Raw genomic sequence first — 26,063 nt, 5'->3', positions numbered from 1 at the left:
ATGGCCCCCCGGGCGAGGTCTAATTGCATCCGCAGGGAACTGTGCTAAAACGTTGTTCATCTTTTTGCCGTGCCGTCCGGGAGGATTAGCCATGGGATGGAACGTTGTGGTGACCGTGCAGGAAGGTGGCTATCAAGAGGCGCTCAAGGTGCTGAGGCAGTTCGGCGAGGTGGGAAGGACGGAGTATTTCAACGTGCTGACGCTGAGAGTCCCGGACTATCGGCAATTCATCGAGGAACTGCATGCGGAAGGGGAGCGCGATCCGCAGCTTGTCCATTGCCTAGCGGGGGTGGTGCCGGTGATCCAGACCTTCTCCTTCCAAACCCCGGCGGAGTTCGAGGAGAAGTCGCGGCAGGCGTCCTGCGCCTGGCTCCCGGTACTGGGCGGGAAGAGTTTCCACGTGCGGATGCACCGTCGGGGTTTCAAGGGGAAGCTGTCCAGCCTTGAGCAGGAGCAGCAGTTGGATCGCTATCTCATCGAGGCACTGGAACTGGCGGGGGAGGGGGGGAGGATCGGCTTCGATGATCCGGATGCCGTCATAGCCGTGGAGACCGTCGGCGGTCACGCCGGGCTCTCGCTTTGGAGCAGGCAGGACCTTAAGCGTTATCCGCTTCTGCATCTCACCAGAGGTCGATCTCGGTGAGCGCTGCCTGTTGCTGCTCGATCGCCTTCTGCCAGCAGTACCTGTCGCGCTTGGCCAGTTTGTCGCTGCGGCGTGAATCGACCTTTCTACGGTGCACGGCGAAATCCCCGTTGGAGAAATGAATTACCCGTCCGAAATCCCCACCCAGGTCCATGGCGTCCACCGGGATCGCCTCCTTCTCCAGGTACTGCAGGATGAACCTGCAGTTCACCTGTCCCACGCAGAAGAAGTTGTCTCGCGCGGCGTCCGGGTTCATGATGGTGGCGCCGCCGAAGACCTTGGCCCGCAACTCGTGGCGTGAGGTTCCCCTTTTCATCATGGCGTTGATCAGCAGATCCATGGCGTGGATACCGTAGCGTCCCGCCTCTGAGATGTTGATCGGCAGCTCCCGGGAGTAGCGCGGGTTGCTAAGCATGAAGTGGTTCATGCCGATCAGGCGACGGCTGCGGTCATAGAGGCAGACGGCGATGCAGGAGCCTAGCAGTGTGGAGATGACGCCGGGCTTCGACATCACGTAATATTCGCCCGGCGAGATGATCGCCCGCTCCCCATTTTGATACTTTTCTATCTTCACGATGCCCGCCCGGGCCTTTGCGCCCTGTTGTCCGCCGTTACTTTCCCGCCAGGACCTCGGCGATCTTCTCGCCCAGGCTCCGCATGTCCAGCGGTTTCGGAATGTACTGCACGCCCTGTTCCAGGATGCCGCGCTGCACCACGTGATCTGAGGTGTACCCGGACATGAAGAGCACCTTCTGCTCAGGGCGCTTCTCTCTGATCTTCTCCACCATCTCCCTGCCGTTCATCTCCGGCATCACCACGTCTGTCAGGATGAGGTCTATGTTGCGCCCCGGATCCTCGCAGATGGCGATGGCCTCGCGCGGCCCCTGCGCCTGGATCACGCTGAACCCCAGTTCCTCCAGAAGCTGTGTCGCCAGCCAGAGCAGCATCTCCTCGTCCTCTACGAGCAGTACCGTTCCCGACAGCGACGGCGCCGAGCTCTCCGGCGCGGCCCCCAAGGCGTTTGGGTCCGCCAGCCGCGGCAGGTGGATCCTGAACACGGACCCGTGGCCGGGTTCGCTGTACACGTTGATGAAACCCTTGTTTTGCTTGACGATGCCGTAAACGGTGGCAAGCCCGAGCCCCGTCCCCTTGCCCAGTTCCTTGGTGGTGAAAAAGGGCTCGAAGATGTGCTCCATGGTGGCCCTTTCCATACCCTCCCCGGTGTCGCTCACGGAAAGCTGCACGTAATCGCCTGGGTGCGCGTCGGGGTGGACGTGGCTGCAGCCGCTTAGCTGCAGGTTTCTGGTTTCGATGGTGAGCCTGCCGCCGTTGGGCATGGCGTCGCGGGCGTTCACCGCCAGATTCATCAGTATCTGGTCGACCTGGGAGGGGTCGATGGAGACGGCCCACAACCCTTGGTCGGGGCGGAAGACGAGCTCGACGTCCTCGCTGATCAGCCTGGCCAGGATCTTGTTGGACTCGCGGATCAACTGGTTCAGGTCCACCGGGCGGGGCGAGATCACCTCCTTGCGAGAAAAGGCCAAGAGCTGCCTGGTGATGTCGCTGGAGCGCTTGGCTGCGTTGGTGATCACCTCCAGATAAGGCTCTATCGGCTCGCCCTCCTCGAGCTTGCGCTTGCCAAGCTCCGCCGCCCCCACGATGACGCTCAACATATTGTTGAAATCGTGCGCGACCCCTCCGGCGAGCCGTCCCACCGACTCCATCTTCTGCGACTGGCGGTACTGCTCTTCCAGGCGCTTACGGTCGCTGATGTCGATGAAAGCAACTACGGCGCCTATCACCTTTCCCTCCTTAACCTGAGGATGGGACCAGTATTCGACCGGGAAACTACTCCCGTCCGCGCGCCAGAAGACCTCGTCGTTTACATGGCTTCCCTGCTCTTCCTGCAAGGTCTGGTGCACCATGCAGGCACTGCGGGGCATCGGCGTGCCGTCGGGGTAGGAGTGGTGGATGATGTCGTGCATGTTTTGCCCCAGGTACTGGTCCGGTGAATCTCCCCCGAGCATCCTGACGCAGGCCCTGTTGCAAAAGGTGCAGTTCCCGTCAAGGTCGATGCCGTAGATCGCCTCTCCCGTCGAATCGAGCAGCAGGCGCAGTCTTTCTTCGCTCGCCCTCAGGGCTTCTTCAGCCTGCCAACGTTCGTCGATCTGCTCCTCCAAAAGGACCGCTTGGTCCTGCAGGTGCTCCTGTGCCGCCTTGCGCTCCCTTACCTCCTGCTCCAGCGTTTTGGCCTGCTCCTTGAGAGCCTCCTCGACCCGCCTCCGCTCGTCCATCTCGCGCTTTAGGTTCCAAAGGGCATAGCCCAGTCCCACCACCAGCACCAGCGAGAGGAGTTTCAAAATGACCAGGCGCCACTCGCTGCCGGTCTCGTACCTGTCGATGCGCAGCGTGACCCCGCTGTCTTCTGGGGTAATACGTATCTCCTTGAATAGATTCTGGTCCAGGTCTTTTTCGGCGGGATAGGAGGCCAGGATCGACCCGCGCCCGTCCACCAGGCTCAGGTGGTACGAGCGCGGGCGAACCTGCCAGATAAGCTGTTGCAAAAGCTTGTCACAGGAGTAGACCCCGGCGAAGAGGCCGAGGAAGGTGTCGTCCCGGTAGACGGGGACCCAGATTTCGAAGGAAGTGACTCCTTGTATGGCCTGGAAGGGACGGGTATAGACCGGCAGACGCAGGTCTTTAGCCAGGAGGGAGGCCCGTTTGGGCTCCGGGAGGTCCACATGCAGCCCCAGGATCTGCTGGTTCTGGGCCAAGGGGGACACGTCCCTGATATACAGGTCTGCGTCTACCCAGGTGATATTGATCATTTCGGGGTGTTCGTGGATGTATCGGCTGGCCCGTTGTTGGAACAGGCTCTGGTTCAGTTTGCCTGTGGCCCGCTCCAGGGCGAGCAAGGTCAGGTAGCTCTCGTTCCCCTCCAGCGTGAGTTGTGCCGTCCCGCTTATTGTCTTCGCCCTTGCGCTCAGGTCACTCTGCTTGCTCTTCCGATCGTTCCCCTCGATGAACCAGACGATCAGGGCGAACACCAGCAGCAAAGCGCCCAGCATCAATAAGGGGCTCAGCCACAGGCCAAGCGAGCGCGATTTGCTCTGTGAGACGCCGCTTCTTTCCGAATCTGGAGCTCTCTGTGGCACTGTTTCCTCCAGAGCTGATTGCAAGCAGTTCAGATTTAATCGGCACATAGCTCAAAAAATTGAGCGCAGATGCGGGAATAGGTGCCGCCTGGACAACAGTGATAGTAGCATCAAAAACGGCGGCGACAAACTGCGCACGGGAATGGACTGAGCAGTCTCCCTGACAGTAAGCCTTGCAAAGCCAAGTGAAAAATTCTAACATTAGACTGTGTAAAGAAAAAAGCTGAGTGTTGTGGTGCTCAAGGTGACAAACGGAGGCAGCCATGCCAGAAAAGGGTGAAAAAACAATAGGCGAATTGATATCTGAGTTGACGCAGGAAGTGCGCATGCTGTTCAGGCAGGAGATGGAGCTTTTCACTGTCGAAATGAAGGGAAAAGCTATCCACGTTGCAAAGGACGCGGTCGCAATGGGCGTAGGCGGGGTTCTCCTTTATTCGGGATTGCTGGTGCTGCTGGCGGCGGTCGTGCTTGGCTTGGCGACGGTGATGCCCGCTTGGGGTGCGGCGCTTCTGGTCGCGGTGGCCTGCATTGCATCGGGTATAGCGCTGGTTCTTAAGGGACAGAAGGATCTCGTGCACCTAAAATTCACCCCTGAACAGACGGCGGAAAGCGTGAAGGAGACGGCAAAATGGGCGAAAACATTAAAATCAACGAGCAGTCATCGGCGGACAAGCTTCGGGAGCAGATCCGACATACGGAAAGCGATATAACGGAAACGGTGCAGAGTATAGAGCAGAGGCTCTCACCGGCCAATTTGCGACGGCAGGGGGTACGCAAGGCGAAAGCGGTGGCCTGGCGTGGCGCGGCGAGGGTAATGGAACTTATGCAGCAACGGCCGCTCCAATTGTCGCTCTTGGGAGCGACGACTGCAGCGACTGCAGCCGTGGTCGTGTTGAGAAGGAGCAGTAGGAGACACAAAGAAGAGCAGGTGAAGCATGCAGCCATGGAGAGCGCCGGAAGCGCCGCGAAGGCGCTGGGCGTGAGCGCGCTAGGCATGCTGTTGCGCAGGGTGCTGGCCAAGAGGGGGCTCATAGAGCAGAAGGAACGGCCGATAGGTGGGGTCGCCCTCGCGGCTACTGCCGCAAAGGCATTTTTAAACGGAGCCCGGAACTCGAGGAAAAGCGGCACCACCCGTCCGGGCAGGAAGCAGGCGTGGCGAAGCTTGGCCGACGCCATTGGCGCGGCCTTGGGCACGGGCTGGTACGGCCACAGGGAGCGCAGGGTTTAAGACCGGTAGCAGATGATCGGCGAGGGAGATCGCCGGGGAGGTAGCCATGAGAAGGCATCATACAAGCACGACGGCTGAGGTGGTCAGCTTTTCAGCCGGGGCGTTGGTGGGAGCAGGGCTAGCCCTCTTGTACGCACCCAAGACTGGGCAGGAGATGCGCGAGAAGGTGTCGGACGTCACCGGCGACGCCATCGCCAAAATGAAAGGCATGACCGCCGAGGCACAGGAGAAATTTAGCCAGAAAATGCAGAGAGGGCGTGAGTTCGCCGAGGAAAAAGCGGCCGAATTCTCTGAATCCAAAGAGGAGCTATACCACTAGCAGCTAAAGGCCAGCCGCTGACCGCAGGTAGCGGCAGATAAAAGGGGAGGGGCTGCCAGAAAGACAGCCCCTTTTTTTAGGCAAAAAGCCTCGTCAGCCAGTATATCGTCGGGATGGTGCCGAAAGAGAGGATGATACCGATCCCGATCATCGCCACGGCCAGGTCGGAATCCATACCGGCGACAACCGCCAAGGCGCCTGCAGTAACCATAGGAGGCATGGCGGATTCTAGTATCGAGACATCAACCACCATCCCATTCACCTCTAAGAAGCGGCAAACCAGCAAGGCGAGCAGGGGCGCGAGCAAAAGCTTTACGGTTAGCCCGAATGCAAGGGGGGTGAAGACCCTCGGTGGGAGCCTGAACCGGAGCTGCAGCCCGATCGCTGTCATGACCACAGGGACCAGCGTTGTGGCGACGCTCTGCAGGCACTGCACGAGTTTTTCCGGGTAGGGCCAGGAACGGGTGGCAAGGCCGACTATAAGGGCCAGGGTGGGCGGGAAAAGCACGGCTTTTCTTGCCACGGCGGAGAGGTTGAGTGCGCCCTGCTTGCCGTAGGTGGCAAGGATGAAGGAACCATAAGTCGCCATGATCACCATGGTGCCGATCTGGTCGTAGATGATCAGGTAGGGAAGCCCTGACGGTCCAAAGAAAGCCTGTATCATGGGTATACCGAGAAACGAAGTATTTCCCAGTGGCACGACCAGCAGCAGTACCCCGGTGACTGACCGCTCCCACCCCGAAAGGCGCGCCGCCAAAAGCACCAGCGCAGCGGAGAAGGCCAGCATTCCCCAAGGGATTGCCGCGGCAATGGCGACCTCGGGAGAAAAGACTATTTGCGGCACCTTGAGGAGTATCACCGCCGGCAATGATACATAAAGGGCGAAGATGTTGAACGCTTGTGCTGAATCCTTGGGAAAAGCAGGGAGGCGTCGAAAGAACATCCCCAAAACGACAAAGACTCCAATCAGCGCAAAATTCTCCATCAGCTCTCACCAACCCCTCACAGCGTAAGCCTGCGCGCCGCGAAGACCACCGCCATCCCCAGCAACATGGCAAAAAGCGTGTTGCGGCTCCTCAGCATGACCGCGGCAGTCAGGCCGGCAGCAACTATCCCCCATGTCCCCTCTGCGACAATCGAAGGGAACACCAGCGCGAACAAAAGCGACCCTGGCAACGCGTTCATCCCCTGGCGGAAGCGCCCCGTCCGCGGGAAGCGCGCCGAAAGAAGCAGACCGCCCAGGCGCAGCGAGTAGGTCACCAGGGCGGCCAACGCTATTGCCAGGACAACCTGCGTTTCAAGTCGCGGAAGCACGCGCGCCCTCCTTCAAATCCGGCGTCTCGTCCGGCGCTGCCAGCATGGCGGTGATGGCCCCTCCCACCCCTCCGATCACAATGTACCACTTGCCTGGGAGGAACTGGTGGGCCAGGAGCGCCAGTACACCGGCTACGAGCCAGGGAGGGATGTCCTTCTTCCCTTGGAACATACCTACGGCGAGCGCTGTGAATATGGCGGTGAAGGCGAAGTCGAGGGCGTAGTATTCCGGGCGGGAGACCAAGCCTCCCCCCATTAGTCCGGCCATGGTGCCGCCGCACCAGCAGAGGAAGACCATCACGCCGCCGCCGAAAAGAAACCACACGCTTGCTGTTCCCTTGCGCTGCTCCGACATGGTTACCGCCCAGTTTTCGTCCGCGACCAGGTGCATCAGTAAGACCTTGCACAGAAGGCTCCGCCCGCGGAAAAGGGGACCGAGCGAAGCACCCACCAAAAGGTAACGCAGGTTGATAACTAGGACTGCCAGTGCCATCTCGATGACCGGCAGGTGCTGCGACCACATGTCCACCATCACGAACTGCGCAGAACCAGCGAATACCGCTGAGTTCATGAACAGCAGGTCGAGCCAGGAAAGCCCCTTTTGAGCGGCAAGCATTCCCAGCACGCTGCCGTAAGCCGCAACGCTCGCCGCCATAGGGGCGTTGGCGGTGGCACCCCTGCAGAAATCGGCCTTCATGGACATTTTCTCCTGTTCACTGGCGGATCTTTTCAGCTTCCCAGACCGGTAAAGGATCTGAAACATACTATCCAGGGGGGCAGAATTCAAGAGATGATTCGCAGGACGTGAAAAAAATACAGCACACCCTTCTTGAAGACTCAGCGTTGCCTTCAACTTGTTAAGGGGGGCGAAGATCTACAGTTGAAGAGGGTGCAGCCAGGTCCACTCACCTTTAGTCCTACGTTGCTGGCGCTGCCATGGGTGATGCCGGGGCTTATCGTCGTGCCAGCGCTGACCTCGACGTTATACTTCCGTCGATACCGGTCCTCAATCATATGGGTGACGGTACCGCATGTAATCATGCAAGTGCTTATTTATGGATCCTCCTTGTTTGATCGAACGTAAAGAGATGAGAAATAAATAAAATTTACTACATTTCGAATCTATTCACGTTGAGACCAACTGGTGCAACTTAATGAATGGGTTCCCTGGCGGACCGTTGGGGGATAGCCGGCAAGCGTTGCAGCTTGATCCTTAATAATTGTATAATGCAAATAAGGTGAAACTAATAAGCTAGCCTGCGTTGGCAGCACGATACGCTAAAAGGAGAAAGGTATGAAACGCAAAATAGCTGGTGCAATCATTTTCGTGGCCTATATCGTTACCTTGTCAGCCTGCCATACTGTAAAAGGTGTCGGCGAGGACATGCAAAGCGGTGGGAGAGCGATAGAGAATTCTTCGGGTAGATAGTCATAGCTGCTGTCTAACAGGTTTTATCGACGCGGGGGAGGCCTGCTCTGCCGACAGGTTTTCCCCTTTTCGTCCAGAGAGGGAGGAGACCTCAGGGGCAAAACCGCTGGCAATTGGCTGGATAACAGGGTAAAGTATTTCGCTCTTCGGCGTGGAAAGCGCGGAGTTTGAAAATGAGGAAATGATACATGGCGTCACTTGATTTCGAGCAGGAAAAAATTCTCTTTAGGAAATACTACGAAAACAACCACGATCAGTTAATCGAAGCCAAGGACGCTTATGTCGGCATGATCAGGACGCTGATCAGTGAAAGCGGTGTCGGCGAGGCTACCAAGATAGAAGGGCGCGTCAAGGACAAAGAGGAATGCATCAAGAAGTTCCAGCGTAAGTACCAAGGTAAACTTGAGGCCGACGAACAACCTTACCAGATTCGAGACTTCATATCGGACCTCATAGGAGTAAGGATCGTCTGCCTGTATGAAGACGAGGTTCCCGTGGTGTCGGAATTGCTCCAGCGGCATTTCACGATACTGAACGTTACCGACAAGACCTCTGCGGTGGAGAGTACGGAGGACTCCTTCGGCTACAAAGGCCTGCACATGGATCTGACGGTTCATCCGGATATCGCTTACCACGCCAAATCCACGGCAATTCCCGAGATTTGCTTCGAGGTGCAGATCAGGTCCCTGATACAGGACGCCTGGAGCATGCTAGACCACAAGATCAAATACAAGAGATCGATACCGACAGATCTCAAGCGCAGGATAAATGTCCTTGCCGCGCTATTTGAACTGGCCGATAGGGAATTTAAGGAGATCAGGAACGCCACACTCGACCTTATGCAGCAGGCGACAGTGACCCAGATAGAGTCAGCCGATGGCGTCGTGGAAGCGTCAGGGCAGGCGGTGACATTCGGCGTTAAAACGATCAATGCCTTCAACTTCCTCCCAATAGCGGGGCATTTCTTCAGGGATTTTCCCTTTGACGACGAGAAAGTCGACGATTTCGTCCAAGATATACTGGAGCGGGACGCTACATTGCAAAAGGCCGATCTGCACCGGTGTCTGAACGAAAATCTGAAACTTGTGAGGGAATATAGCGAGCAGGTAAAGGCGGAGAACCCTAACCGCACGTTCACCGCCTATACCTCGATAAGACACTGTCTTTATCTCTACAACCAAGACAAGTTCGAGCGGATCCTGTCTAGAAGAAACAGGGAACGCTTTGCGGCATGGCTGAAAACAAACCAGGTGCAGCCTGTTACTGCAATTTCCTGCAACAAGTAAAAGAAAAGCCTCCCTGATCCAGGGAGGCTTTTCTTTTAACACATATTGAAAGATGTAAAAGGCCCTTCGCTAATGTGCGGACGTCTTACGCCTGCGTGTGAAGACCCCCGCCCCAAGCAGCCCTACCCCCAGCAGGAGAATGGTTGAGGGCTCGGGCACTGGCTCATAAGTCACCGTGAGGTCCGATTGCACTATGTAGAAGTCTCCCAGCAAGGAGGCGACGGTAACCTCGAATTCCCCATCCTTCAACGCTGAAACGTCCAGCCCATACTGGTAAAGACCTGTGTCGACGGCCCCGATATCCCATTGCCCATCTTCAGCGAATCCAATGCCCAACTCCCAGCTGAACGGATTGAGCAACCTGTCCACCTCGTCGTCATACAGGGCAAGCGTCAGTGTCCCTAGCATGATTTGCTCTGCAGGCGGAGCAAAGGTGAAAGAGTGTGTCCAGGTGACGAAGTCTCCGGTGCCGTCGAGTTTGTTGACGGTTCCTGTCCCGAATGCCTTAAGATCTTCAGTGGCAATGGTGCCGGTCGCCGTGAATTGCGTGGTGTCGGTAAGGGTGATTGGCACTGCGTACACGGTGCTGGCCAACGACAGCGCTGCAATAAGAGTGATAAAGAACGCTTTCATGGTGGCTCCTCCCTTTTCATTTAGTTGATAATGCTAGGATGCATACCTCGCGCCATGCTGATAACCTATGGAATTCACGAAGAACCGTCATACAGGATGCGTCTACTGTAAAGAATGGCGACAGTGGGCTCCCTGCGCTCAAAAGGCCGATAAGCGGAAAAGGTAGGTAAACATTGGAGGGGAGGCTGTGAGATGCATGTGTAAAAAAAACCGTCAGTGGTAAAAGGGGAGTAACTCTCGCTAAACCACCTAGAGCTTCCTTGCTGTAAAGATCGCTCTTAGCGGCGCAGGGTGTCCTTCGATCGTCTTTGCCGCATCATCCGGATCAAGAAAATCCGCCAGCGACTCAAAGCGCATCCACCCGGTCGAGCGCTGTTCTTGGCGGCTGGTGCGGTTGGTGTCGACGCATGCAATGTCGGTGAACCCGCAGCGCTTAAGCCACAAGGTCACCGCCGCACTCGAGGGTATGAACCACACGTTGCGCATCTTTGCGTAACGACCAGGCGGCATGAAGATGTGTTCCTGATCCCCTTCAACGATCAGCGTCTCCAGAATCAGCTCTCCCCCCGGGCGCAGGCACCCCTTGAGCTCGAAAAGATGATCCAAGGGGGAGCGGCGATGGTAGAGGACACCCATGGAGAAGACGCTGTCGAAACAGGCGAGATTTGGTGGGACCTCCTCTATGCCTATGGGGATGACATGATGCTGCGGATCGCTAAGGTAGCGTTGCATCACCTGGAACTGCTGCACCGAAAGCAGGAACGGTTCGATGCCGAGCACGAATTCGGCGCCGTTGCCGCGCATGCGCCAGCCGTGATAGCCGTTGCCGCAGCCGACATCTAGGACCCTGCGTCCCGCCAGGGGCTGAATGTGCGGCAAAAGGCGCTCCCACTTCCAGTCGGACCGCCATTCGGTATCAATGTCGATGCCGAAGAAATTGTAGGGGCCTTTGCGCCAGGGGTGAAATGCCTGGAGTAATGCGATCAACTCTTCGCTTTTGACTTCGCCTAGATCGTCGCTGTTGCCGATGGTGACGTTTTCTCGCAGCTCGACCCGGGACGGGCGTATCTCCGGCAGAGAGCTCATGGCGCTCAGCCAGCCCCCCATCTTGGCTGTGCTTTCCGGTGCCAGTTTCTCCGGCAGGGTGCCTTGCAACTGCTCTGCCCAGCGCTCCTGACCCATTGCTGCGAGTTGTGAATAGAGGGCGTCGTAGCTTTTCATTTAAATGCGACCATCGAGGCAAAGTTGAAGCATTGGAACCAAAGTTCTGAGGACGAAAATCCGCCTTCCTGCAGCCGCTCCTGGTGACACGCGACGGTCTCGGGGATCATCACGTTTTCAAGAGCCGAGCGCTTCTGACTGATTTCTAAATCGCTGTAGCCATTGGCCCGTTTGAAGTCGTGATGCAGTTCTACGTGGAAATGCTGCCGCTCCGGGTCGCTGTAGGCAATCTTTTCGGAGAGGATGAGGATGCCGCCGGGGTTGAGCCCTGCATGGATCCGTTTGATCAGCGCTAGGCGCTGCGCCGGGGGGATGAACTGCAGCGTGAAGTTGAGGACTACTACCGAGGCGTTGTCGATTGTGACGTCCTTGATGTCGGCACAAAGAAGCGTCACCGGAACGGTTGGCACGCAATCGCGCGCCAAGAGTTCTCGGCCGCGCTCGATCATGGCCGGGGAGTTATCGACGGCGATGATGTCGCACTCCGGCTGTTTGATCCGCTGGCGCATGGAGAGGGTGGCTGCGCCTAGGGAGCAGCCGAGATCGTAGCAGTGGCTCCCGGGCTGGGCGTACTTGGCGGCGAGGATGCCGATGTTGGATATGATCATCCCGTAGCCTGGGACTGAGCGCTGTATCATGTCAGGAAAGACTGCGACTACCCGTTCATCGAATTTGAAATCGATCATTTCCCGCAGGGGGGCAGCAAAGATATCATCGGTTTTCTTATGCACCTTCTCGTGATCCTTTTAAAATTGGGCGTTGGGGGGAAAAGAAAGTGGAAGATTAGCTGGTTTGGCGCGGAACATCAACCCCTTGTTGCGGCGGGACTTTATTTTACTCCCCCCTCTCAGCTTGAACAACTTCAACTCGGGCCCTCCCTGCCACTGCGGCAGCCTCGCGTCTGGCCCCTCGATCCTCACCAACGGAGGCTCGCGATCAGCCAGTTCATTGATCTTCGCCCAGAGCGTGATGTCCCCTCAGAACTGGCCGGTACTCTCTGCACACCCCCTCGCCGGTGAACTGCTGGATGAACCGGGCACGGGTCTCTAAAACGGCATCATCCGACCATCCCGGCTCGCGGGGGGGGGCTATTTCCCGAACACCTTCCGCAGCAATTCCGTTCCCCTGGCCGCCGGGTCGGTCCGTATCTTCTTCTCCTCTTCCCCAAGCATGGTAAATAGGCCGTCAACGGCCTTGCCGGTGACGTAGCTGTCGAGGTCCAGCGACTCGACCGCCGCGGAACCGAAGGGGACGGCCTGGAGTTTCTTGAGGACCAGCCCATAGCTGTTGGCGACACCGACATCCTGCATATTGGAGGTCACCACCGGCTTAAAGGCGGCGAAGATCTTGTCACCGGTCTTGCTTCGGAAGTATTCCGTGGCGGCGGTATTGCCGCCGTTCAGGATCTGGCGGGCATCGTCGAAAGTCATCTGCTTCAGCGCCGAAACGAAGTAGTCAGTGGCCATGGGAGCCGCCTTCTCAGCAGCGCGGTTCATTCGCAACTCGAGATCGTCCACCTGTTGCTGAAATCCGAACCTGCCTAAGAGGCTCGTGGCGGTGCGTAGTTTCTCGGGGACGAGAATCTTGATTGCCTCGTTGCCGAAGTAGCCGTCGCGCTGGGAGACCGATTTGACCGCCCTGGCGGTGCCGGTGGCGAGCGCCTCCTTGAGGCCCTTGACGATGGTGGAATCATCCAGGCCGCTCCCTGTGCCGCGGAACTTTTCTATTCCTTGGGTCAGTGTGTCCATGAAACCGGCGCAAGCGGATGCCGGGAGGGCAACAAGTGTCACAACTGCGAAGAGTGCATAAAATATATGCTTCATGACGCGCCTCCGAATTGGGGTCTTCCGGCTGCTTAATCTTGATGTGACCGAGTATATCTCATTTATTCAGAAACCCTGCTGCCTTTTGACAAAAATTGCGCATTGATGGATTGCGTTAATTCTGGAACAAACCGCTGATCACGCCTTTTAAGGTAGAGAGCTTGTACGGCTTCTGGATGAAGCCGGCCAGCCCCTTGCCGGCGAATCGCTGGGTCACCTCCTGCTCGTTGTAGCCGCTGGACATGATCACTTTCACCTCCGGGTCGAGCAGGCGCAGCTCCCGGAAGGTCTGCTCCCCGTCCAGGTGCGGCATGGTCAGATCGAGGAGGACAGCAACGATCCTCTCCTTCTGCTGTTTGAAGAGCTCCAGCCCCTCCCTGCCATCCAGCGCGGTGAGCACCTCAAAGCCCAGTTCCTTCAGCATCTCGCTCCCAATCCCGATCACCGTCTCCTCGTCGTCCACCAGGAGCACGGTCCCCTTTCCCTTCCAGCCGTCCTCGTTGTCGCCGTAAGCCTCAAGGAACTCCTTAACTCTCTCCCCGGCCGGGAGGAGCACCTTGAAGGACGTTCCCTGTCCAACTTCGCTGTACACCTTGATCGCCCCCTTGTGCCCCCTGACTATGCCAAGTACAGCCGCCATGCCGAGCCCTCGGCCGGTGAACTTGGTGGTGAAGAAAGGATCGAAGATCTTCGCCACCGTTTCCTTGTCCATGCCGCAGCCGGTGTCGGCGATCTCGAACCAGATGTAGAGCCCCTCCGGAATCTGCTCGTTGAGCCAGAAACTGTTCAGATACCTCCGGTCGCACTGCATGCACCCGGTGCTCACTGCGATGACGCCGCTTTTCTCCCCTATGGCCTCGGAGGCGTTGATCACCAGGTTCATTATGATCTGGCGCAGTTGCGTCGCGTCAGCGTCGATCATGGGAATCCTGGCGGCCAAGTTGAAACGCAGGACGCAGCGCTTAGAGATGGAGATCTCCAGCATCTTGGTCATCTCCTCGACCAGGCGGTTCAAATCGATTGGCTCAACGAGGAACTTTCCCCTTCCGGAATAGGCGAGCATCTGCTTGGCGAGATCTGCGGCGCGCGTTGCCGCCAGTTCGACCTGGTGCAGGTTCTCGCGCACCGGCGATTCGCGATTCAGCCGCAGCAAGGCGAGGTCCGTGTGCCCCATGATTGATGTCAACAGATTGTTGAAATCGTGGGCGATTCCCCCTGCCAAAACGCCCAGGCTCTCCAGCTTCTGGGCGTGCAAAAGCTGCTTCTCCAGGTTCAATCGCTCCTCTTCGCCCCGCTTGCGTTCGGTGATGTCCATGAAATCGACCACCAGCATCGCCGGACTGCTGCGGTACATCTGCACGCTATAGGTGCCACGGATTAAGTTGTCGTCGAAGCTCCTTTCAAACGATTGCTGCCCGAGTTCGCCCTTTGCCACCTTGCGGCAGAGCTCCGAAAAGTCGCTGGCCGCCAGAAGCGGGAATGCCTCCTCGAGTGTCTTGCCGATAAGGTCGCCATGGGAGATCCTGAACATCCTGTCCGCGCTCGGGTTGCCGCCGTTGAACACCAGTTCGCCAGACGCCGCCAGCTGGTAGAAATGCATAGCCAGCGGGGAGGACTCAACGATGCTGCGGAAGCTCTCCTCGCTTTGGCGCAGCGCCTCTTCCATCGCCTTGCGTTCCGAGATGTCGCGGGCGATGCCGCAGTTGCGCTCGACATCCCCGTGCCGCACGTAGTTGACGCTCACCTCCACCGGAATGAGCCTGCCATCCTTGGCACGGTGAGTGGATTCGAAACAGACCGTCCCAACCTGGCGCAGCTCCTGGAATTGCTGCTGCAACTCCTCCAGGCTCTCCCCCGGGTCGATCTCAGGAATGGTCATGCCGAGCAGTTCCTCGCGGGTGTAGCCAAGTTTGAGGCAGGCCGCCTCGTTCACATCGACCACGCGCCCGTCCGGTGCGGCCCAGAAGATGGCATCCGAGACGGCGTTCACCGTGACCCGGGTTAACTGCAGCATCTCCTCGGCCAGCACACGCTCCGTGACGTCCGACGCGGCCCCGTAGACAATCAACTCGTCCTGGCAACTCCCCAGCTCGCAGCGGCAGGTGTCTGAGATCCAGCGCACGCTCTGGTCTTTGGCGATGATCCGGAAGGTCAATTCCCTGGTCTCCCCGGGACGCAGGCTCTCCAGTTCTGCCGCCGTCGATTCCCTGTCCGCCGGGTGCACCAAAGGCATCCAGCAACCGAGTTGGTACATCTCCTCGATGTCGTAGCCGGATATGCTGCCGAGCGCCCCACCGATCCACTCGATCCGATAGGGAGCCCCCAGTTTACGCGAGCACCGGTGCACGTAGTCCGAGGTCAGCGCCGTGAACTGACGGTAATTCTCCTCGCTTGTGGCCAGTGCCTCCTGTATCGCCTTGCGCTCCTCTATCTCACCTTGCAGTGCCTCCGTCCCCTCCCGCACTTTCTGGCGCAGGTTTTGGTTGAACAGGTAGAGCAGGGCGAGGATGATGACGGCCGACAGCGAGAAGCTGGCGGCGACCAGCGCGGCCAGAAGGTCATCATCGATGGGGATCCGGATCGATTCGATGGCGCGAATGACACCCGCCTTCTCGTTAAATCCCCCTTCGCCCTGGTAGAGCGCCTGCAGTCCGCTCGGGGCGTCCTCACGCTTTCCGTGGCAGCGCAGGCAGGGCTGATTGGTTTCCAGGAAAGGCTTGGCGTAGATCAACTGCCTGTGGCCGTTGACGGTGACCACCTTGCTGTACTCCTTGAGGCTGCGGTTGGAGTTGAACAGCCTGATCAGCGCCTCTTCCTGCTCGTCGGCACGGCTCACGGGGTTGCGCGGGTTGTTGGAGGCGAGCTTGTAGTAGACGGGAGGGAGCCCCTCCTTGACCCGCGCCTCGTTGAAGAAATCGTGCATGACGCGTGTGATGTAAGAGGAGGAAAGGATCTCCGGTGCGTAGAAGTTCTGGTCTATCATCCCCTTGTCGCGCGCTTTATAGTAGGTCGGATGCATGACGCGCTGGATGTAGGCATGGAAGCCGCGGTGGGAGAGCATGATACTGCGGAGGTTCTCCTCGGCCTTTTGCACCACGTATTGGGAAACAGCAGTGTAGGTGAGGATGCAGATCAGCGATGCCAGTGCCAGGGCGAGAACAATCTGCCGGAAAAGTTTCATCAATCCTCCGCCTGGGATGCTATCGAATCGGAAACACAGTGGTGTTCCATGATTGGCGCATTCTACACCGGATTTTGTAGTAATCCAAGCAAATGCAGATCACTGCGTTTTAACTGACTGAAATAGCTGAATACGAGCCCGCGTTCATGCCTATCTGAAACGGATTGTGCCAAGGTTGAGGGAATGGACGTCTTTATTGCAGCAGGATAAAGGAGGCGGATGATGTATGACTATCACCAGCACATGGAACGGGGGAGCGACACAGATAGTGGGGGGATGCGCCCCCCCCACTATTGCAAGTACCGGCGGTAGGAGGTGCTACTTGAGCGGCAGGTAGATGTCGGTTATCAACTCGTGCTCGGCCACCTCGGGCATCAGGTTCTGGTAGTGGAAGAAGAGCGGGAAGTCCCGTAGCTCCTCGCCGCTTTTGGGGAACCAGTCGCGGTAGAGCGGATAAACGCTGTCACCGATCCGGTCGTGGGAGCCTAGGTGCCGCGCCACCGCGCACCGGCCGCCGGGGATCAGGCCGTTGAACACTCCTTGCGGGTTCTCCGGCACCTCCTGCAACACTTCACCGCAGATGTCAAAGCGGAACTCTTCCGGTTCGACAATCGCGGGATCGTCGTAGACCAGGCCGAAGGTGCGGCACTGCTTCACCGGTGAAAGCCCGCTTTGCTTGCGCCACTCGATGAATTTCAGCGCCGAATCGTCCAGCTTCTCCGGCGCGCCCCGGTGGGCTAATATCGCGATCCGCGTCTCCGGGAACTCCACAATTTTCACGTCCATGTCTCCTCTCCTTTCGATGGGCGGCAGCCGGAAGCGCTCCCTCCAGGGCTGCCATTTGGGTGATTTTCTGAATTGAGAGGGGGAATGACCGAACATCTGCTTGAAAGCGCGGGCAAACGCTTCCGGGCTGTGGAATCCGGCGTCGAGGGCAATGTCGATGATGCGCTCCTCCCGGCGGTAGGCAAGCCGGTATGAAGCATGCTTAAGCCGCAGCAGCCGGATATAGGCGAAGACCCCGATGCCGCTGTAGAGCGAGAATTGCCTGTGGTAGTGGAACTTCGAGAAATGCGCCACGCGGCTCAACCGCTCCACCGTCAACGGCTCGTCCAGGTGCCGCTCGATGTAGCGCAAGACCTTATCGAACCTTTCCGCGTATGCCTGTGCCTTGTCCATCTCATCTCCCCTCTCGATTCGTGGCACATCCTACCCCAATCTCAAGAGAGAATCCTGACCGAAATTGCTAATATGCATTCGTACTCTAGGGAGCGGGGATGCTGGTCACTAATCCAGTCTCTCTGTTGATTCCAATCACGAAATCTACAGGTGCTAATCCTGATCCCCTTTACCTCTACTTAAGTGACCGCCAAGATGGTTGCTTTGACGTTGCCTCCCATTGCTTCATCCATCACGAGGCTAATTATAAGATCCGCTTCGCTCGGTACCCATTCGTGTATGACCGCGGCTGCCCTGTCGAAATCATCCATAGTGATTGCGCTGGAACTGCGTACGCAGACAAGGAAACCGGAAGCTGTATCAATTCTGAATTCTTGCCCTTGCAAGCGCTTGAAAGCGCCAATTGCCGCAAGCGGCGCACTTTCAATGGGGGCCACCGCCACGCCCATTCTCCCCATGGAGCCCGCTGTCATGACGGATCTAACGTCGGCAAAATCCACGCAGATAAGTGAGTGATGCAGGATGATGTCGACGACTGTGGCGGGGAGATGTCTCATCGCATACCCGTTCCATCCGGTTGTTTTGCCGCCACCAGCGGGAGGGGTTGCGGCAAGAGCTTGGAACGAGACATTCCATAGGGACGACACCACCTTTGGGTCCGGTCGCAGGATCGTTGGATCCGGGACGATGCCTATGGTAAAAACATCACACTCGCGGGCGGAGGCACCCATGGCTTCGAAAACAGGCAGGCAGGCGGGGTCGTCGAAACAGGTGAGGAGGAACAGCAAGTCGCACGAACGTACCAGCGCGAGCAATTCTGCGAGAGCGCTTCCTTTTCCGGTCGAGTCGAAGACGACTTGATGGCATGAGATCTCTGGCGTGCCATGGGAGAGAATAGTGGTGATGCCTGCCGCAGTTGGGCCGATTCCTATTGCGACTATACGGGTACCCTCGCAATGGGCGGCAGCACCCAACGTGGGGAGCTGTGTTCCTCTTCCAACCTGCCGAATGAGCAGTTGGCCCATGAGACCTGGCATTATCGCAGCTGTGAGGAGCCCAGTCCCCATCTCCTGTAAAAACTCGCGACGTTTCATGACTCTTCCTCCTGCCCAAATGTAACAGGAGAAAGCGACACAATGTGTCGCTAAAGGATAGTGAGGGCCGTAACTCAACCAGCACCTACGTCCCCGCCAGTATTCGTCCGTCTTTCGGCGATGGCTAATCTTTTAGTTGCTCCACTATCGCCTCGATGCTCTTCACCTTTTGCAACTGAACCATCGGTAGGTTGTCTTCAACGTTCATGTTGTACTCGCCATCTACCAGTATCATTTCTGCGTAAGGACCGGCGATGGCATTGGGAACGTTGCCGCTTGGAGGGGTAAAGGTGAGAGAGCTCGGCGAACCTATCTTCTTCAATCTGACCTTGTCTAATCCTTGCTGCTTGTAGTTGTCCGACTTGAGTTCGTTGTAGGTCACCTTTAGCTTCCGGCCATCAGCAGCCTTATAGGTCAGCCTGACCTTGACGGGAACATTGTGCCCTCCGCGCGTAAGTTTCATGAACTGATAAATTGAGGAACTTCTGTACGAGGCGCTTGAAGGACTGGAGACTACGCCGCAGTATTCCGGAGTAAGGTCAGCCAGGGCGGACTTTTCGGTGAAACAGTAAAGCTGCTCGAACTGGCCGTTGGACGGCTCCTGCCTGAAACGTTTGTTGAGTGCGATGAGATCCTCAAAGTCGCTGGAAAACTTGGAAGTCTGCTTCATCGTCTGTATGAGCTCGCCGACGAAGTCGTGGTCCCAAGTTATTTTAAGCGGAATCCTGACCGTCGCAGTTTTGGTGGCGTCGCTCACAGATTCCAAGGACACCTCGCCGATGGAGATGCGGTAAGCCTGAGAGGGAAACTTCTTCACCACGTCGTCCAATAGGGCCTTGCCTGCCACGGATTCCTCGTTCTTGCTCCTGTCGGTATCGAGTTTTGACAAAGCCTTCGCGAAGAGACCTTCATCAACCGTCTTCGTGGCAATGTTGAGCTCGTTCAATTTACGGACCAGCTTCGTGCTGATGATAGTTGCTTGGAGCTGAACCGAGATTAAACCGTCATCTGTCTTATTTGTCGACAGGACCTTCGTTTCCTGTGCATAGCCCCCGCTGTGGCTCAGGATTTCATCCTTGATCAAAACGCTGTTGCTTACCGCGGTCTCGGACTTGATGTAGGTCCCGACGACTTGTTCTACAGCGTTGCGGACTGCGTTTTGCCGTGCCGCGTCGGCGGTCATCCCGACACCGGTCACAATTACCGTCTCAGTTTTTTCGGGGACGGGACCGGCTGCAGCAACCGACACAACCAGCAGCAACATGGTGATAAAGGCGGCAAGAGACTTAAGCATGTTTTCTCCCCCTGCAAATTGGAGTTTAGGATCTGGATCTGAAATAACTGATTGTGGCGGACGGAATGATGTCGGTGAATGGCAGTAATTCTTCAGTAAAGGCGAGTTTAGCTCCGTTGCCACACAACATCCTGACCAGGACTGCAGCGACCGGTGCCCAAGCAATGTCCCCGAGTTCGCCTGCACCAGGGACCGCATAAGTTCCCATACCTGCTAGATCAATAGCTATGCACAACAAGAGCTTCATGGCTTCTCCGTAAGTCTTATTTGCATCAGAAAGGTTGTGGCAACAGCACAGTAAGGGTATCGGCACCAAGGCATGGCCCTTGAGGTATTTGTTCGATTGATAGAGGGGATAGACCTGATTAGCACAAATAGGTGAGGGGGTAGGGGGGGTAATGGCGGAGCACATGGAAACGCAATGATTCGTGTAATTCGTTAGCCGGTCCATGGGCCTAAGTGGGATTTGACAAAGAGAGGGGATTTCCATGTAGATCCCAGGTACAAGGGCGCCACGAGGTATAGGTCAACGGAGTCGGTGGAAAAAGCTTTTTCTCCTATGTCGTACTCGGCTCCAAGTGTAAGATCCCTGAAGAGCGCGAAAGGCATTGGTCTCTGCCCCCTGCCATGCACGGTTTGATGGGGCAGGGCAGGGGGACCCAGCTACGCCTCGATTTGCAGCACTCCTCTGACTGGATCCCAGCGTACGTCGCTGTCGGCGTCTACCGTGCCGGACCACAGCAGTTCGCCGCCTTTCATGACCCTCAGTTGCCGCTCTTCTACGGGAGCGTCTATTGCCTCCAGCATCTCCTTCGCCTTGATCAGGACTTTTTCGGCGAAGTCTGCCTCCAAACCTCCGCCCACCAAGGGGACTCCTCGGTCGCTGGGATTGGAGGTCTTGTATTTGTGCCCTACGCTGAATCCTATGGTTCCTCCGTCCTGGAAGAAACGTTGGATGCTTTCGCACAGGATTCGGGCCAGCCGCTCTTGCCCGCTTTCGGAGCGGATAAGCTCGGCCTGATGCGGGTTGCTGGCGAACAGCGGTTCGAGCAGGATGGCGGGCATTTTGGTGTATCGGAGGTTGCCGTCTCCCCTGCCGTCATAGCCTCCAACCTTGATGCCGTTATCCCCTCCCACATGGGAGTTGAATTCGCGTGCCACCGCCGCCGCATACCAGCGCCCCCAGTTTTTGCTGGTGGGGGATGCGTTGGAGCCGGTTACCACCACACTGTAGTCGTCTGTGCCCGTGTAGCTGTTGAAATGCTGCTCTACGTAAGCGACGCAATTGTCGCTGTTGGCCTGACGCTGTCTCTCGATGTAGTCGCCACGGTAGAATTTCACTTTGTACATGAGCAACCTCCTTTTGGGGCGATGCCTCCGCGATCCACCGGCTCTTCTTTGTCTTTCCGGCCTACTTTTTCGGCGAGGCGAAGTACTTGCGCCGTTTGGATTTGTAGCTGGCGGTATCGAAGTGTGAGGGGAGCCAGTCGCGGGTATCCGCCTTGAGATAGCCGGCTTGTCGTTACGGAATTTCTGCTGCTGTCGTTCAAGGAGAAGGTTCATGAGTAACCCTGTCTGTCCCGAAACAGGGGTGCCGATGTACCGGGACGCGCGCCCCATGACCCTCACCTATAAGGGGGAATCGGTGACCTTCGACATGCCGGGGTGGTACTGTGATGAGTCGGAGGAGAGTGTTCATACCGGGGAGGATTTGGAGGTTTCCGACCGCATGTTGAACCACCTCAAGGCCCTCTATGAGGGACTCCTTCTGCCGGAGGAAATCCGCCGCATCAGAAAGAAGCTGCATCTTACCCAGGAGGCCGCGGGGCTTTTGATCGGTGGAGGTCCCAGGGCCTTTCAGAAATTAGGGAGATCTGCTTTCCAGTCGAGCGATCTGGCACTATCGGTACTTACCCCCCCCAGAAAGGCTGCCTGAACGAAGCATTTTCCTCTCACTCCTGAGCGTTGAACGCTTTGTCATAAGAAACGGTTCCGCAGGGGAGGGGCGGCCTGAAGACGAGCGCCTGGAAGTATTCCGGCGGGACGTCGGGGAGGACCAGATTCGGCTCGGCACGGAAGCCGAAGCGTCCATAGTATTCGGGCTCGCCGAGCAGCACGCATCCTGCGGCTCCTTCCTCTTCAAGCACCCTCAAAGCTTCCTGCATAAGAGCTGAACCGATCCCGCGCCCCTGCCATTCCGGGAGAACGGAAATAGGTCCCAAGCCAAACCAGCCGGTTGTCCGATCCGAAACAGAGACCGGTGATACGGCGACATGACCCACGATTTCACCGCCTTCTTCTGCGACTAAAGAGACGGTGAGTTTGCCGGCTTTGCGTAGCGCGTTGACGATGAACTGCTCGGTGTGGCTCGTGTACGGGGTGTTTAGAAAGGCGGCAATGGTGACCGCCTCAATGGCGGCTACATCGGCGGGAGCTTCTTTTCTGATGGCAAGGCTCACTTCATCTCCTTTATGACGTCTCTGAGCGTGGAGAGGTTGTAAGGTTTTTGCAGGAAACCGGCGAGCCCCGTCCCCCCTAGACGCTGGTTGATCTCCTGCTCGTTGTAGCCGCTGGACATGACCACCTTGACGTCGGGCTTTAGCTGTCTCATCTGCCGATAGGTCTGCTCGCCGTCCAGGCGCGGCATGGTCAGGTCGAGAATGATGAAGGAAAATCTCTCTACGTCCTGTTTGAAGAGCTCCAGCGCCTCGCTGCCGTCCATCGCCGTCACGACCTCGAATCCCAGTTCCTTCAGCATCTCGCCGCCTATATCGAGGACCGTCTGTTCATCGTCGACGAGCAGCACTGTTCCCTTGCCTCTCCAACCCGCCTCATCGCGATTTCCACCGTTTGCGGGGTCCTTTGGCTTGCCGCCGGCAGGGAGGAAAACCCTGAAGGCGGCGCCGCGGCCCGGTTCGCTTTTGACCGTGATCGCCCCTTTGTGGCCGCGGATGATGCCGAGCACCGCGGCCATGCCGAGTCCCCGGCCTGTGAACTTGGTGGTGAAGAAGGGATCGAACATTTTCCCTACCGTTTCAGCGTCCATTCCGCAACCGGTGTCGGTTATCTCAAGCCAGACGTAGAGCCCCTCGGCAAGCTGCTCGTGCATCCAGATGCTGTTCAAGTAGTTCCTGTCGCACTGCATGCTGCCGGTAGCTATCGAGATGACCCCGCTCTCCGTGTCGATGGCTTCGGAGGCGTTGATGATCAGGTTCATGATGATCTGGTGCAACTGCGTGGCATCCGCCTCGATGGTCGGCAGCGGGTCGGTAAGTTTGAAGTTGAGGACGGCCTTCTTGGTGATGGAAACTTCCAGCATGTGCGTCATTTCCCTGATCAGCCGGTTCAGATCGATTGTTTCTATCACGAACCTCCCTTTGCCGGAGTACGCTAGCATCTGCTTGGAAAGATCCGCCGCACGGCCGGCTGCCTGCTCGATGCGTTGCAGGTTGTCCCGTACCGGTGACTCCGGGGCGAGGCGCATCAAGGCTAAATCTGTGTTGCCGACGATGGCGGTCAGCAGGTTGTTGAAGTCATGGGCGATCCCCCCAGCCAGTACCCCCAGGCTCTCAAGCTTCTGGGCGTGGAGCAGTTGCTGTTCGAGTTTCAGCCGGTCCTGCTCGGCAAGCCTCCTTTCCGTGATGTCGCGGGCAAGCACGATGAATTGGGTCTGCGGGTGATCCGGCCTTCCCATCGCTGCCAACGAGAGTTCGTACCACCGCTCTCCTTGGGGGAGGGGGAGCGAATAGATCGCGCCGCGATGGCTTCCCTTGGCGACGGCCTCGCCAAGGGCGGTCATTATGACGGCTGCAGCCTCAGGTGGCAGTACCTCTGTCAGCCGCCTGCCTAGGAAGAGCTCCGGCGCGAGGTAGAGCTGGTTCGCGCTGGAATAGCGGGCTTCGTAGATGTGACCTTCCCGGTCGATCCTGAACAGGAGATCGGGCAGTGCGTTGATAGTGGCGTCCAAGTGCTCTTTCGACGCTCTCAACTCCTTCTCGACCTGCTTCAGGGCACTGATGTCCTCGAAGACGACGAAGACCTCGTTGTCGATCAAAAGCCCAAAAATGAGGATCGTCTTCTGCGTGCCGTCCTTGCAGGTGACCTGGTATTCCCGGCGCTCGATGTACCCGTTTTCGGCGGCGGCTTTTTTCATGAGTGCCGTCCACTGGCCGGTCACCTGCTTGCGGTACTCGGGATCGGGGAATGCCTTGAGCCACCACTCTTTGATGTGGGGGATGTCCTGAGGCTGGTAACCGAAGGTCTGCACGGCGTAGTCGTTTATGTACTCTATGGCGCCGTCCGGGTTGACAAGGGCCATGGATAAGGGGCTTTGCTGGATGATTTTCCTCAACCTGTTTTCGCTTTCGGCCAGCAGTTGCTTCTCCTGAACCAGCGATGCCCTGGACTCCTTCATAGCGTCGAGCATGCCGTTGAAATCCTCGGCGAGGCCTCCGATCTCATCCCTGGAGCGCACCGCAACCCTGCTGTCGATGTCGCCCGCTTTGACCTTCAGCGAGGCGGACCTGATCAGGAATATGGGGCTTACAATCCACCTGTCGATGAACAGTAACAGCAGCAAAGACGAGAAGAAAAACAGGGCGGCGAAGCTTATGAGGGACATGATGATCTCGTTGATGTCCTTTTGTATCGGAGCGAGGGACATTCCGACATGCAGCCTGCCCAGGTGTCCGTCGAGGATCGGTTCGGATATCTGTATTATGTCCCCTTCCGTCGTCTGGAGCCTTGTGATGTCGTTGGCCTCCTTCCCGGCCCGCCGGCTCAACTCCTTCAGCGCCACCGGGAAGGTACGGCCGAAGGAGTGGGCGATGACCTCGCCTTCAGCTGTGGTGACATAGATGTAGGAGACGTCGTTTTCGGAGTTGGCGTACTCGCGTAAAAACAGGTCCAGTTGCAGGAAATCCCTGGAGAGGACCGGAGTTATGCACTGGTAAGAGATGGCGTGGGCTATCGACTGGCCGCGCTTTTCAAGCTTCGCTTCCAGAAGCGGCTTGATGAACAGCAGGGCGATCACGATCATGCCGGTTATGGTCACCAGGGAGATGGCCAGGAATATGGCGAGTATCTTCGATCTCAGGTTGAGGGCCGGCTTTCGCATGTCTTGGCTACCGTTCCTTTTGCCGACCCGACACCCATTTCTTCATGTCGCGAACCGAATCGTAGTCCCTGTCTTCAACCGCCACATAGCGTTCGGTCATCATCTTTTCCAGGATTTCTCTCCCCTTAGGGGTGGTGTGGGCGGTGAGCAGGATGGTGCGGAGCTTTTCCTTGACTGAGGGATTCATCGCCGGGTGGGCCACGAAGGGCGGGGTGGTGTAAGGCTCGGACCTGAGGATGATCCGCGTCTTCGCCGTCATTTCGGGCTTGGTCCTGGCGAGGTATTCCCAGATGAGGCTGTCCACGGCAGCTCCGTCGACCAGCGCGCCGGCCACGGCCTGTATCGACTTGTCGTGAGAGCCCGAATAGACGGTCTTGCTGAAAAAGGTGCTTGAGCTGTACCCCTTCTTCGCGAGGAGGTACTCAGGCACCAGCTTTCCGCTGTTGGAGAGGGGATCCGTGAAAGCGAACGTCTTCCCTTTCAGGTCGTCCAGGGCCTTCGCGGAGCTCTCTTTCGGAACGATGATGTAGGAATAATAAACGGCAGCGCCAAAGGCTTTGGGTGCGGCCAAAAGTTCCAGGCCGAACTTCTTGTGACCGTCGACATAGGGGCCGCTGCAGACGATGGCGGCATCGATGTTCCGGTTCTCCAGCATCTTGTTGGTTTCCTCGTAGCTCGGGATGTCCACGTATTCCACGGGCTTGCCGAGTTCGTCGCCAATGTAGTCGAGGAATTCGCGGTAGTAGGCGAGCCCCTCCTTGGGAGTTATCATACCGCCTACCGCGATCCGGATCACCCCAGTTTTCGCTCTGTCAGCGTTCTTCAGGACTTCCCTTTTGCCCAGGTCGATTTTCTTAGGCTCTTCTTTGCTGCATCCTGGAGCAACAAGGAAAGCCAGAGCCATCAGCAACGATATGAACCGGCTGGTCAGCATGATTGGGTCCTCCTGAGATGGGGATGCCCGAGACAGGCTGTAATCTTCTGCATATAGCTTCGGATATTTTCAGGAGAACTTGAAACACTCCTCACTGACAGATGTGACCTGCATAGCTGCAGTTGCATTATATTGAGTACAGGCCCCGATGCAAACTTTCTTCTAATACTCTTAACGGCTTTTCGCTGTGTCAGTAACGTGTGAAAGCAATCAG

25 protein-coding genes are annotated in these 26,063 nt (G+C 57.4%); 7 read left to right on the top strand and 18 right to left on the bottom strand.

From position 1 onward, the window contains the following. The first annotated feature begins 91 nt into the window (after positions 1-91). The gene (locus GEOBRER4_RS13900) at positions 92-643 is read left to right on the top strand and encodes a hypothetical protein (RefSeq protein WP_185242813.1); all 552 of its coding nucleotides are present in this window, start codon (positions 92-94) and stop codon (positions 641-643) included. On the opposite strand, the gene GEOBRER4_RS13895 is transcribed toward GEOBRER4_RS13900, so the two are convergent. Next, on the bottom strand, positions 621-1,217 hold the full coding sequence (locus GEOBRER4_RS13895) for a chemotaxis protein CheD (protein ID WP_185242812.1): 597 nt from the start codon (positions 1,215-1,217) through the stop codon (positions 621-623). The two genes, GEOBRER4_RS13900 and GEOBRER4_RS13895, sit on opposite strands and share 23 nt — an antisense overlap. 37 nt (positions 1,218-1,254) lie before the next feature. Continuing rightward, positions 1,255-3,798, bottom strand: a complete 2,544-nt coding sequence (locus tag GEOBRER4_RS13890; RefSeq protein ID WP_226377790.1) for a hybrid sensor histidine kinase/response regulator — start codon at positions 3,796-3,798, stop codon at positions 1,255-1,257. A 263-nt stretch (positions 3,799-4,061) separates the two neighbouring features. On the opposite strand from GEOBRER4_RS13890, the gene GEOBRER4_RS13885 reads away from it, so the two are divergent. From GEOBRER4_RS13885 to GEOBRER4_RS13875, 3 genes are read left to right on the top strand one after another with little or no spacing between them, the layout of a single operon-like run. Beyond that, positions 4,062-4,508 carry a phage holin family protein gene (locus GEOBRER4_RS13885; protein WP_185242810.1) on the top strand — a complete coding sequence of 149 codons (447 nt, stop codon included), beginning with the start codon at positions 4,062-4,064 and terminating at the stop codon, positions 4,506-4,508. Further along, positions 4,427-5,026, top strand: a complete 600-nt coding sequence (locus GEOBRER4_RS13880; RefSeq protein ID WP_185242809.1) for a DUF3618 domain-containing protein — start codon at positions 4,427-4,429, stop codon at positions 5,024-5,026. The genes GEOBRER4_RS13885 and GEOBRER4_RS13880 overlap by 82 nt, the downstream gene beginning before the upstream one ends. Before the next feature lie 46 nt (positions 5,027-5,072). Further along, positions 5,073-5,345: a YtxH domain-containing protein gene (locus GEOBRER4_RS13875; protein ID WP_185242808.1), complete on the top strand. Its 273-nt coding sequence runs from the start codon at positions 5,073-5,075 to the stop codon at positions 5,343-5,345. Positions 5,346-5,421: 76 nt separating this feature from the next. On the opposite strand, the gene GEOBRER4_RS13870 is transcribed toward GEOBRER4_RS13875, so the two are convergent. Genes GEOBRER4_RS13870 through GEOBRER4_RS13860 form a run of 3 tightly spaced genes read right to left on the bottom strand, consistent with a single transcriptional unit; the run spans position 5,422 to position 7,356 of the window. After that, the gene (locus GEOBRER4_RS13870) at positions 5,422-6,330 is read right to left on the bottom strand and encodes an AEC family transporter (protein WP_185242807.1); all 909 of its coding nucleotides are present in this window, start codon (positions 6,328-6,330) and stop codon (positions 5,422-5,424) included. 17 nt (positions 6,331-6,347) lie between these two features. Next, positions 6,348-6,659: an AzlD family protein gene (locus tag GEOBRER4_RS13865; RefSeq protein ID WP_185242806.1), complete on the bottom strand. Its 312-nt coding sequence runs from the start codon at positions 6,657-6,659 to the stop codon at positions 6,348-6,350. Next, entirely contained in the window at positions 6,643-7,356 is a 714-nt protein-coding gene (locus GEOBRER4_RS13860) for an AzlC family ABC transporter permease (protein WP_185242805.1), read from the bottom strand. The genes GEOBRER4_RS13865 and GEOBRER4_RS13860 overlap by 17 nt, the downstream gene beginning before the upstream one ends. Before the next feature lie 597 nt (positions 7,357-7,953). On the opposite strand from GEOBRER4_RS13860, the gene GEOBRER4_RS13855 reads away from it, so the two are divergent. Beyond that, positions 7,954-8,088: an entericidin A/B family lipoprotein gene (locus tag GEOBRER4_RS13855; RefSeq protein ID WP_085812104.1), complete on the top strand. Its 135-nt coding sequence runs from the start codon at positions 7,954-7,956 to the stop codon at positions 8,086-8,088. A 188-nt stretch (positions 8,089-8,276) separates the two neighbouring features. After that, positions 8,277-9,374: a GTP pyrophosphokinase gene (locus GEOBRER4_RS13850; RefSeq protein WP_185242804.1), complete on the top strand. Its 1,098-nt coding sequence runs from the start codon at positions 8,277-8,279 to the stop codon at positions 9,372-9,374. 69 nt (positions 9,375-9,443) lie between these two features. Here GEOBRER4_RS13850 and GEOBRER4_RS13845 read toward each other — a convergent pair whose 3' ends face one another. The 10 genes from GEOBRER4_RS13845 to GEOBRER4_RS13800 form a co-directional block, all read right to left on the bottom strand. Next, positions 9,444-10,007 (bottom strand): PEP-CTERM sorting domain-containing protein, encoded by a 564-nt coding sequence (locus GEOBRER4_RS13845; RefSeq protein ID WP_085812106.1) that lies wholly within the window; start codon positions 10,005-10,007, stop codon positions 9,444-9,446. Positions 10,008-10,256: 249 nt separating this feature from the next. Next, positions 10,257-11,228 carry a tRNA 5-methoxyuridine(34)/uridine 5-oxyacetic acid(34) synthase CmoB gene (gene cmoB / locus GEOBRER4_RS13840; RefSeq protein ID WP_185242803.1) on the bottom strand — a complete coding sequence of 324 codons (972 nt, stop codon included), beginning with the start codon at positions 11,226-11,228 and terminating at the stop codon, positions 10,257-10,259. Further along, positions 11,225-11,914: a carboxy-S-adenosyl-L-methionine synthase CmoA gene (gene cmoA, locus GEOBRER4_RS13835; RefSeq protein WP_264177086.1), complete on the bottom strand. Its 690-nt coding sequence runs from the start codon at positions 11,912-11,914 to the stop codon at positions 11,225-11,227. The genes cmoB and cmoA overlap by 4 nt, the downstream gene beginning before the upstream one ends. Positions 11,915-12,316: 402 nt before the next feature. Then, positions 12,317-13,051 (bottom strand): DUF4197 domain-containing protein, encoded by a 735-nt coding sequence (locus GEOBRER4_RS13830; RefSeq protein WP_185242801.1) that lies wholly within the window; start codon positions 13,049-13,051, stop codon positions 12,317-12,319. A 115-nt stretch (positions 13,052-13,166) separates the two neighbouring features. After that, complete coding sequence (locus GEOBRER4_RS13825) at positions 13,167-16,232, bottom strand: hybrid sensor histidine kinase/response regulator (RefSeq protein ID WP_185242800.1); 3,066 nt, start codon at positions 16,230-16,232, stop codon at positions 13,167-13,169. 318 nt (positions 16,233-16,550) lie between these two features. Further along, the gene (locus GEOBRER4_RS13820) at positions 16,551-17,411 is read right to left on the bottom strand and encodes an AraC family transcriptional regulator (protein ID WP_185242799.1); all 861 of its coding nucleotides are present in this window, start codon (positions 17,409-17,411) and stop codon (positions 16,551-16,553) included. Positions 17,412-17,590: 179 nt separating this feature from the next. Next, on the bottom strand, positions 17,591-18,505 hold the full coding sequence (locus GEOBRER4_RS13815) for an FtsZ/tubulin family protein (protein WP_185242798.1): 915 nt from the start codon (positions 18,503-18,505) through the stop codon (positions 17,591-17,593). Positions 18,506-18,629: 124 nt separating this feature from the next. Beyond that, positions 18,630-19,799: a hypothetical protein gene (locus GEOBRER4_RS13810; RefSeq protein ID WP_185242797.1), complete on the bottom strand. Its 1,170-nt coding sequence runs from the start codon at positions 19,797-19,799 to the stop codon at positions 18,630-18,632. Positions 19,800-19,824: 25 nt separating this feature from the next. Continuing rightward, positions 19,825-20,046, bottom strand: a complete 222-nt coding sequence (locus GEOBRER4_RS13805) for a hypothetical protein (RefSeq protein ID WP_185242796.1) — start codon at positions 20,044-20,046, stop codon at positions 19,825-19,827. Between the two features lie 416 nt (positions 20,047-20,462). Continuing rightward, positions 20,463-21,149 carry an N-acetylmuramoyl-L-alanine amidase gene (locus GEOBRER4_RS13800; RefSeq protein ID WP_185242795.1) on the bottom strand — a complete coding sequence of 229 codons (687 nt, stop codon included), beginning with the start codon at positions 21,147-21,149 and terminating at the stop codon, positions 20,463-20,465. 211 nt (positions 21,150-21,360) lie between these two features. Between GEOBRER4_RS13800 and GEOBRER4_RS13795 the strand changes: the two genes are divergently transcribed. After that, positions 21,361-21,735, top strand: coding sequence for a type II toxin-antitoxin system MqsA family antitoxin (locus GEOBRER4_RS13795; RefSeq protein ID WP_185242794.1), 375 nt, complete (start codon positions 21,361-21,363; stop codon positions 21,733-21,735). A 16-nt stretch (positions 21,736-21,751) separates the two neighbouring features. Here the strand turns inward: GEOBRER4_RS13795 and GEOBRER4_RS13790 are convergent, their stop codons facing one another. From GEOBRER4_RS13790 to GEOBRER4_RS13780, 3 genes are read right to left on the bottom strand one after another with little or no spacing between them, the layout of a single operon-like run. After that, the gene (locus GEOBRER4_RS13790) at positions 21,752-22,258 is read right to left on the bottom strand and encodes a GNAT family N-acetyltransferase (RefSeq protein ID WP_185242793.1); all 507 of its coding nucleotides are present in this window, start codon (positions 22,256-22,258) and stop codon (positions 21,752-21,754) included. Continuing rightward, entirely contained in the window at positions 22,255-24,915 is a 2,661-nt protein-coding gene (locus GEOBRER4_RS13785; protein WP_185242792.1) for a response regulator, read from the bottom strand. The genes GEOBRER4_RS13790 and GEOBRER4_RS13785 overlap by 4 nt, the downstream gene beginning before the upstream one ends. Before the next feature lie 7 nt (positions 24,916-24,922). Next, a complete protein-coding gene (locus GEOBRER4_RS13780; protein ID WP_185242791.1) occupies positions 24,923-25,849 on the bottom strand; it encodes a substrate-binding domain-containing protein in 927 nt (308 codons plus the stop codon). Positions 25,850-26,063: the final 214 nt, after the last annotated feature.

Origin of the sequence: Citrifermentans bremense (genome assembly GCF_014218275.1) — a bacterium.
GTDB lineage: Bacteria > Desulfobacterota > Desulfuromonadia > Geobacterales > Geobacteraceae > Geomonas > Geomonas pelophila.
This window is presented reverse-complemented; position numbering and strand designations above follow the sequence as displayed.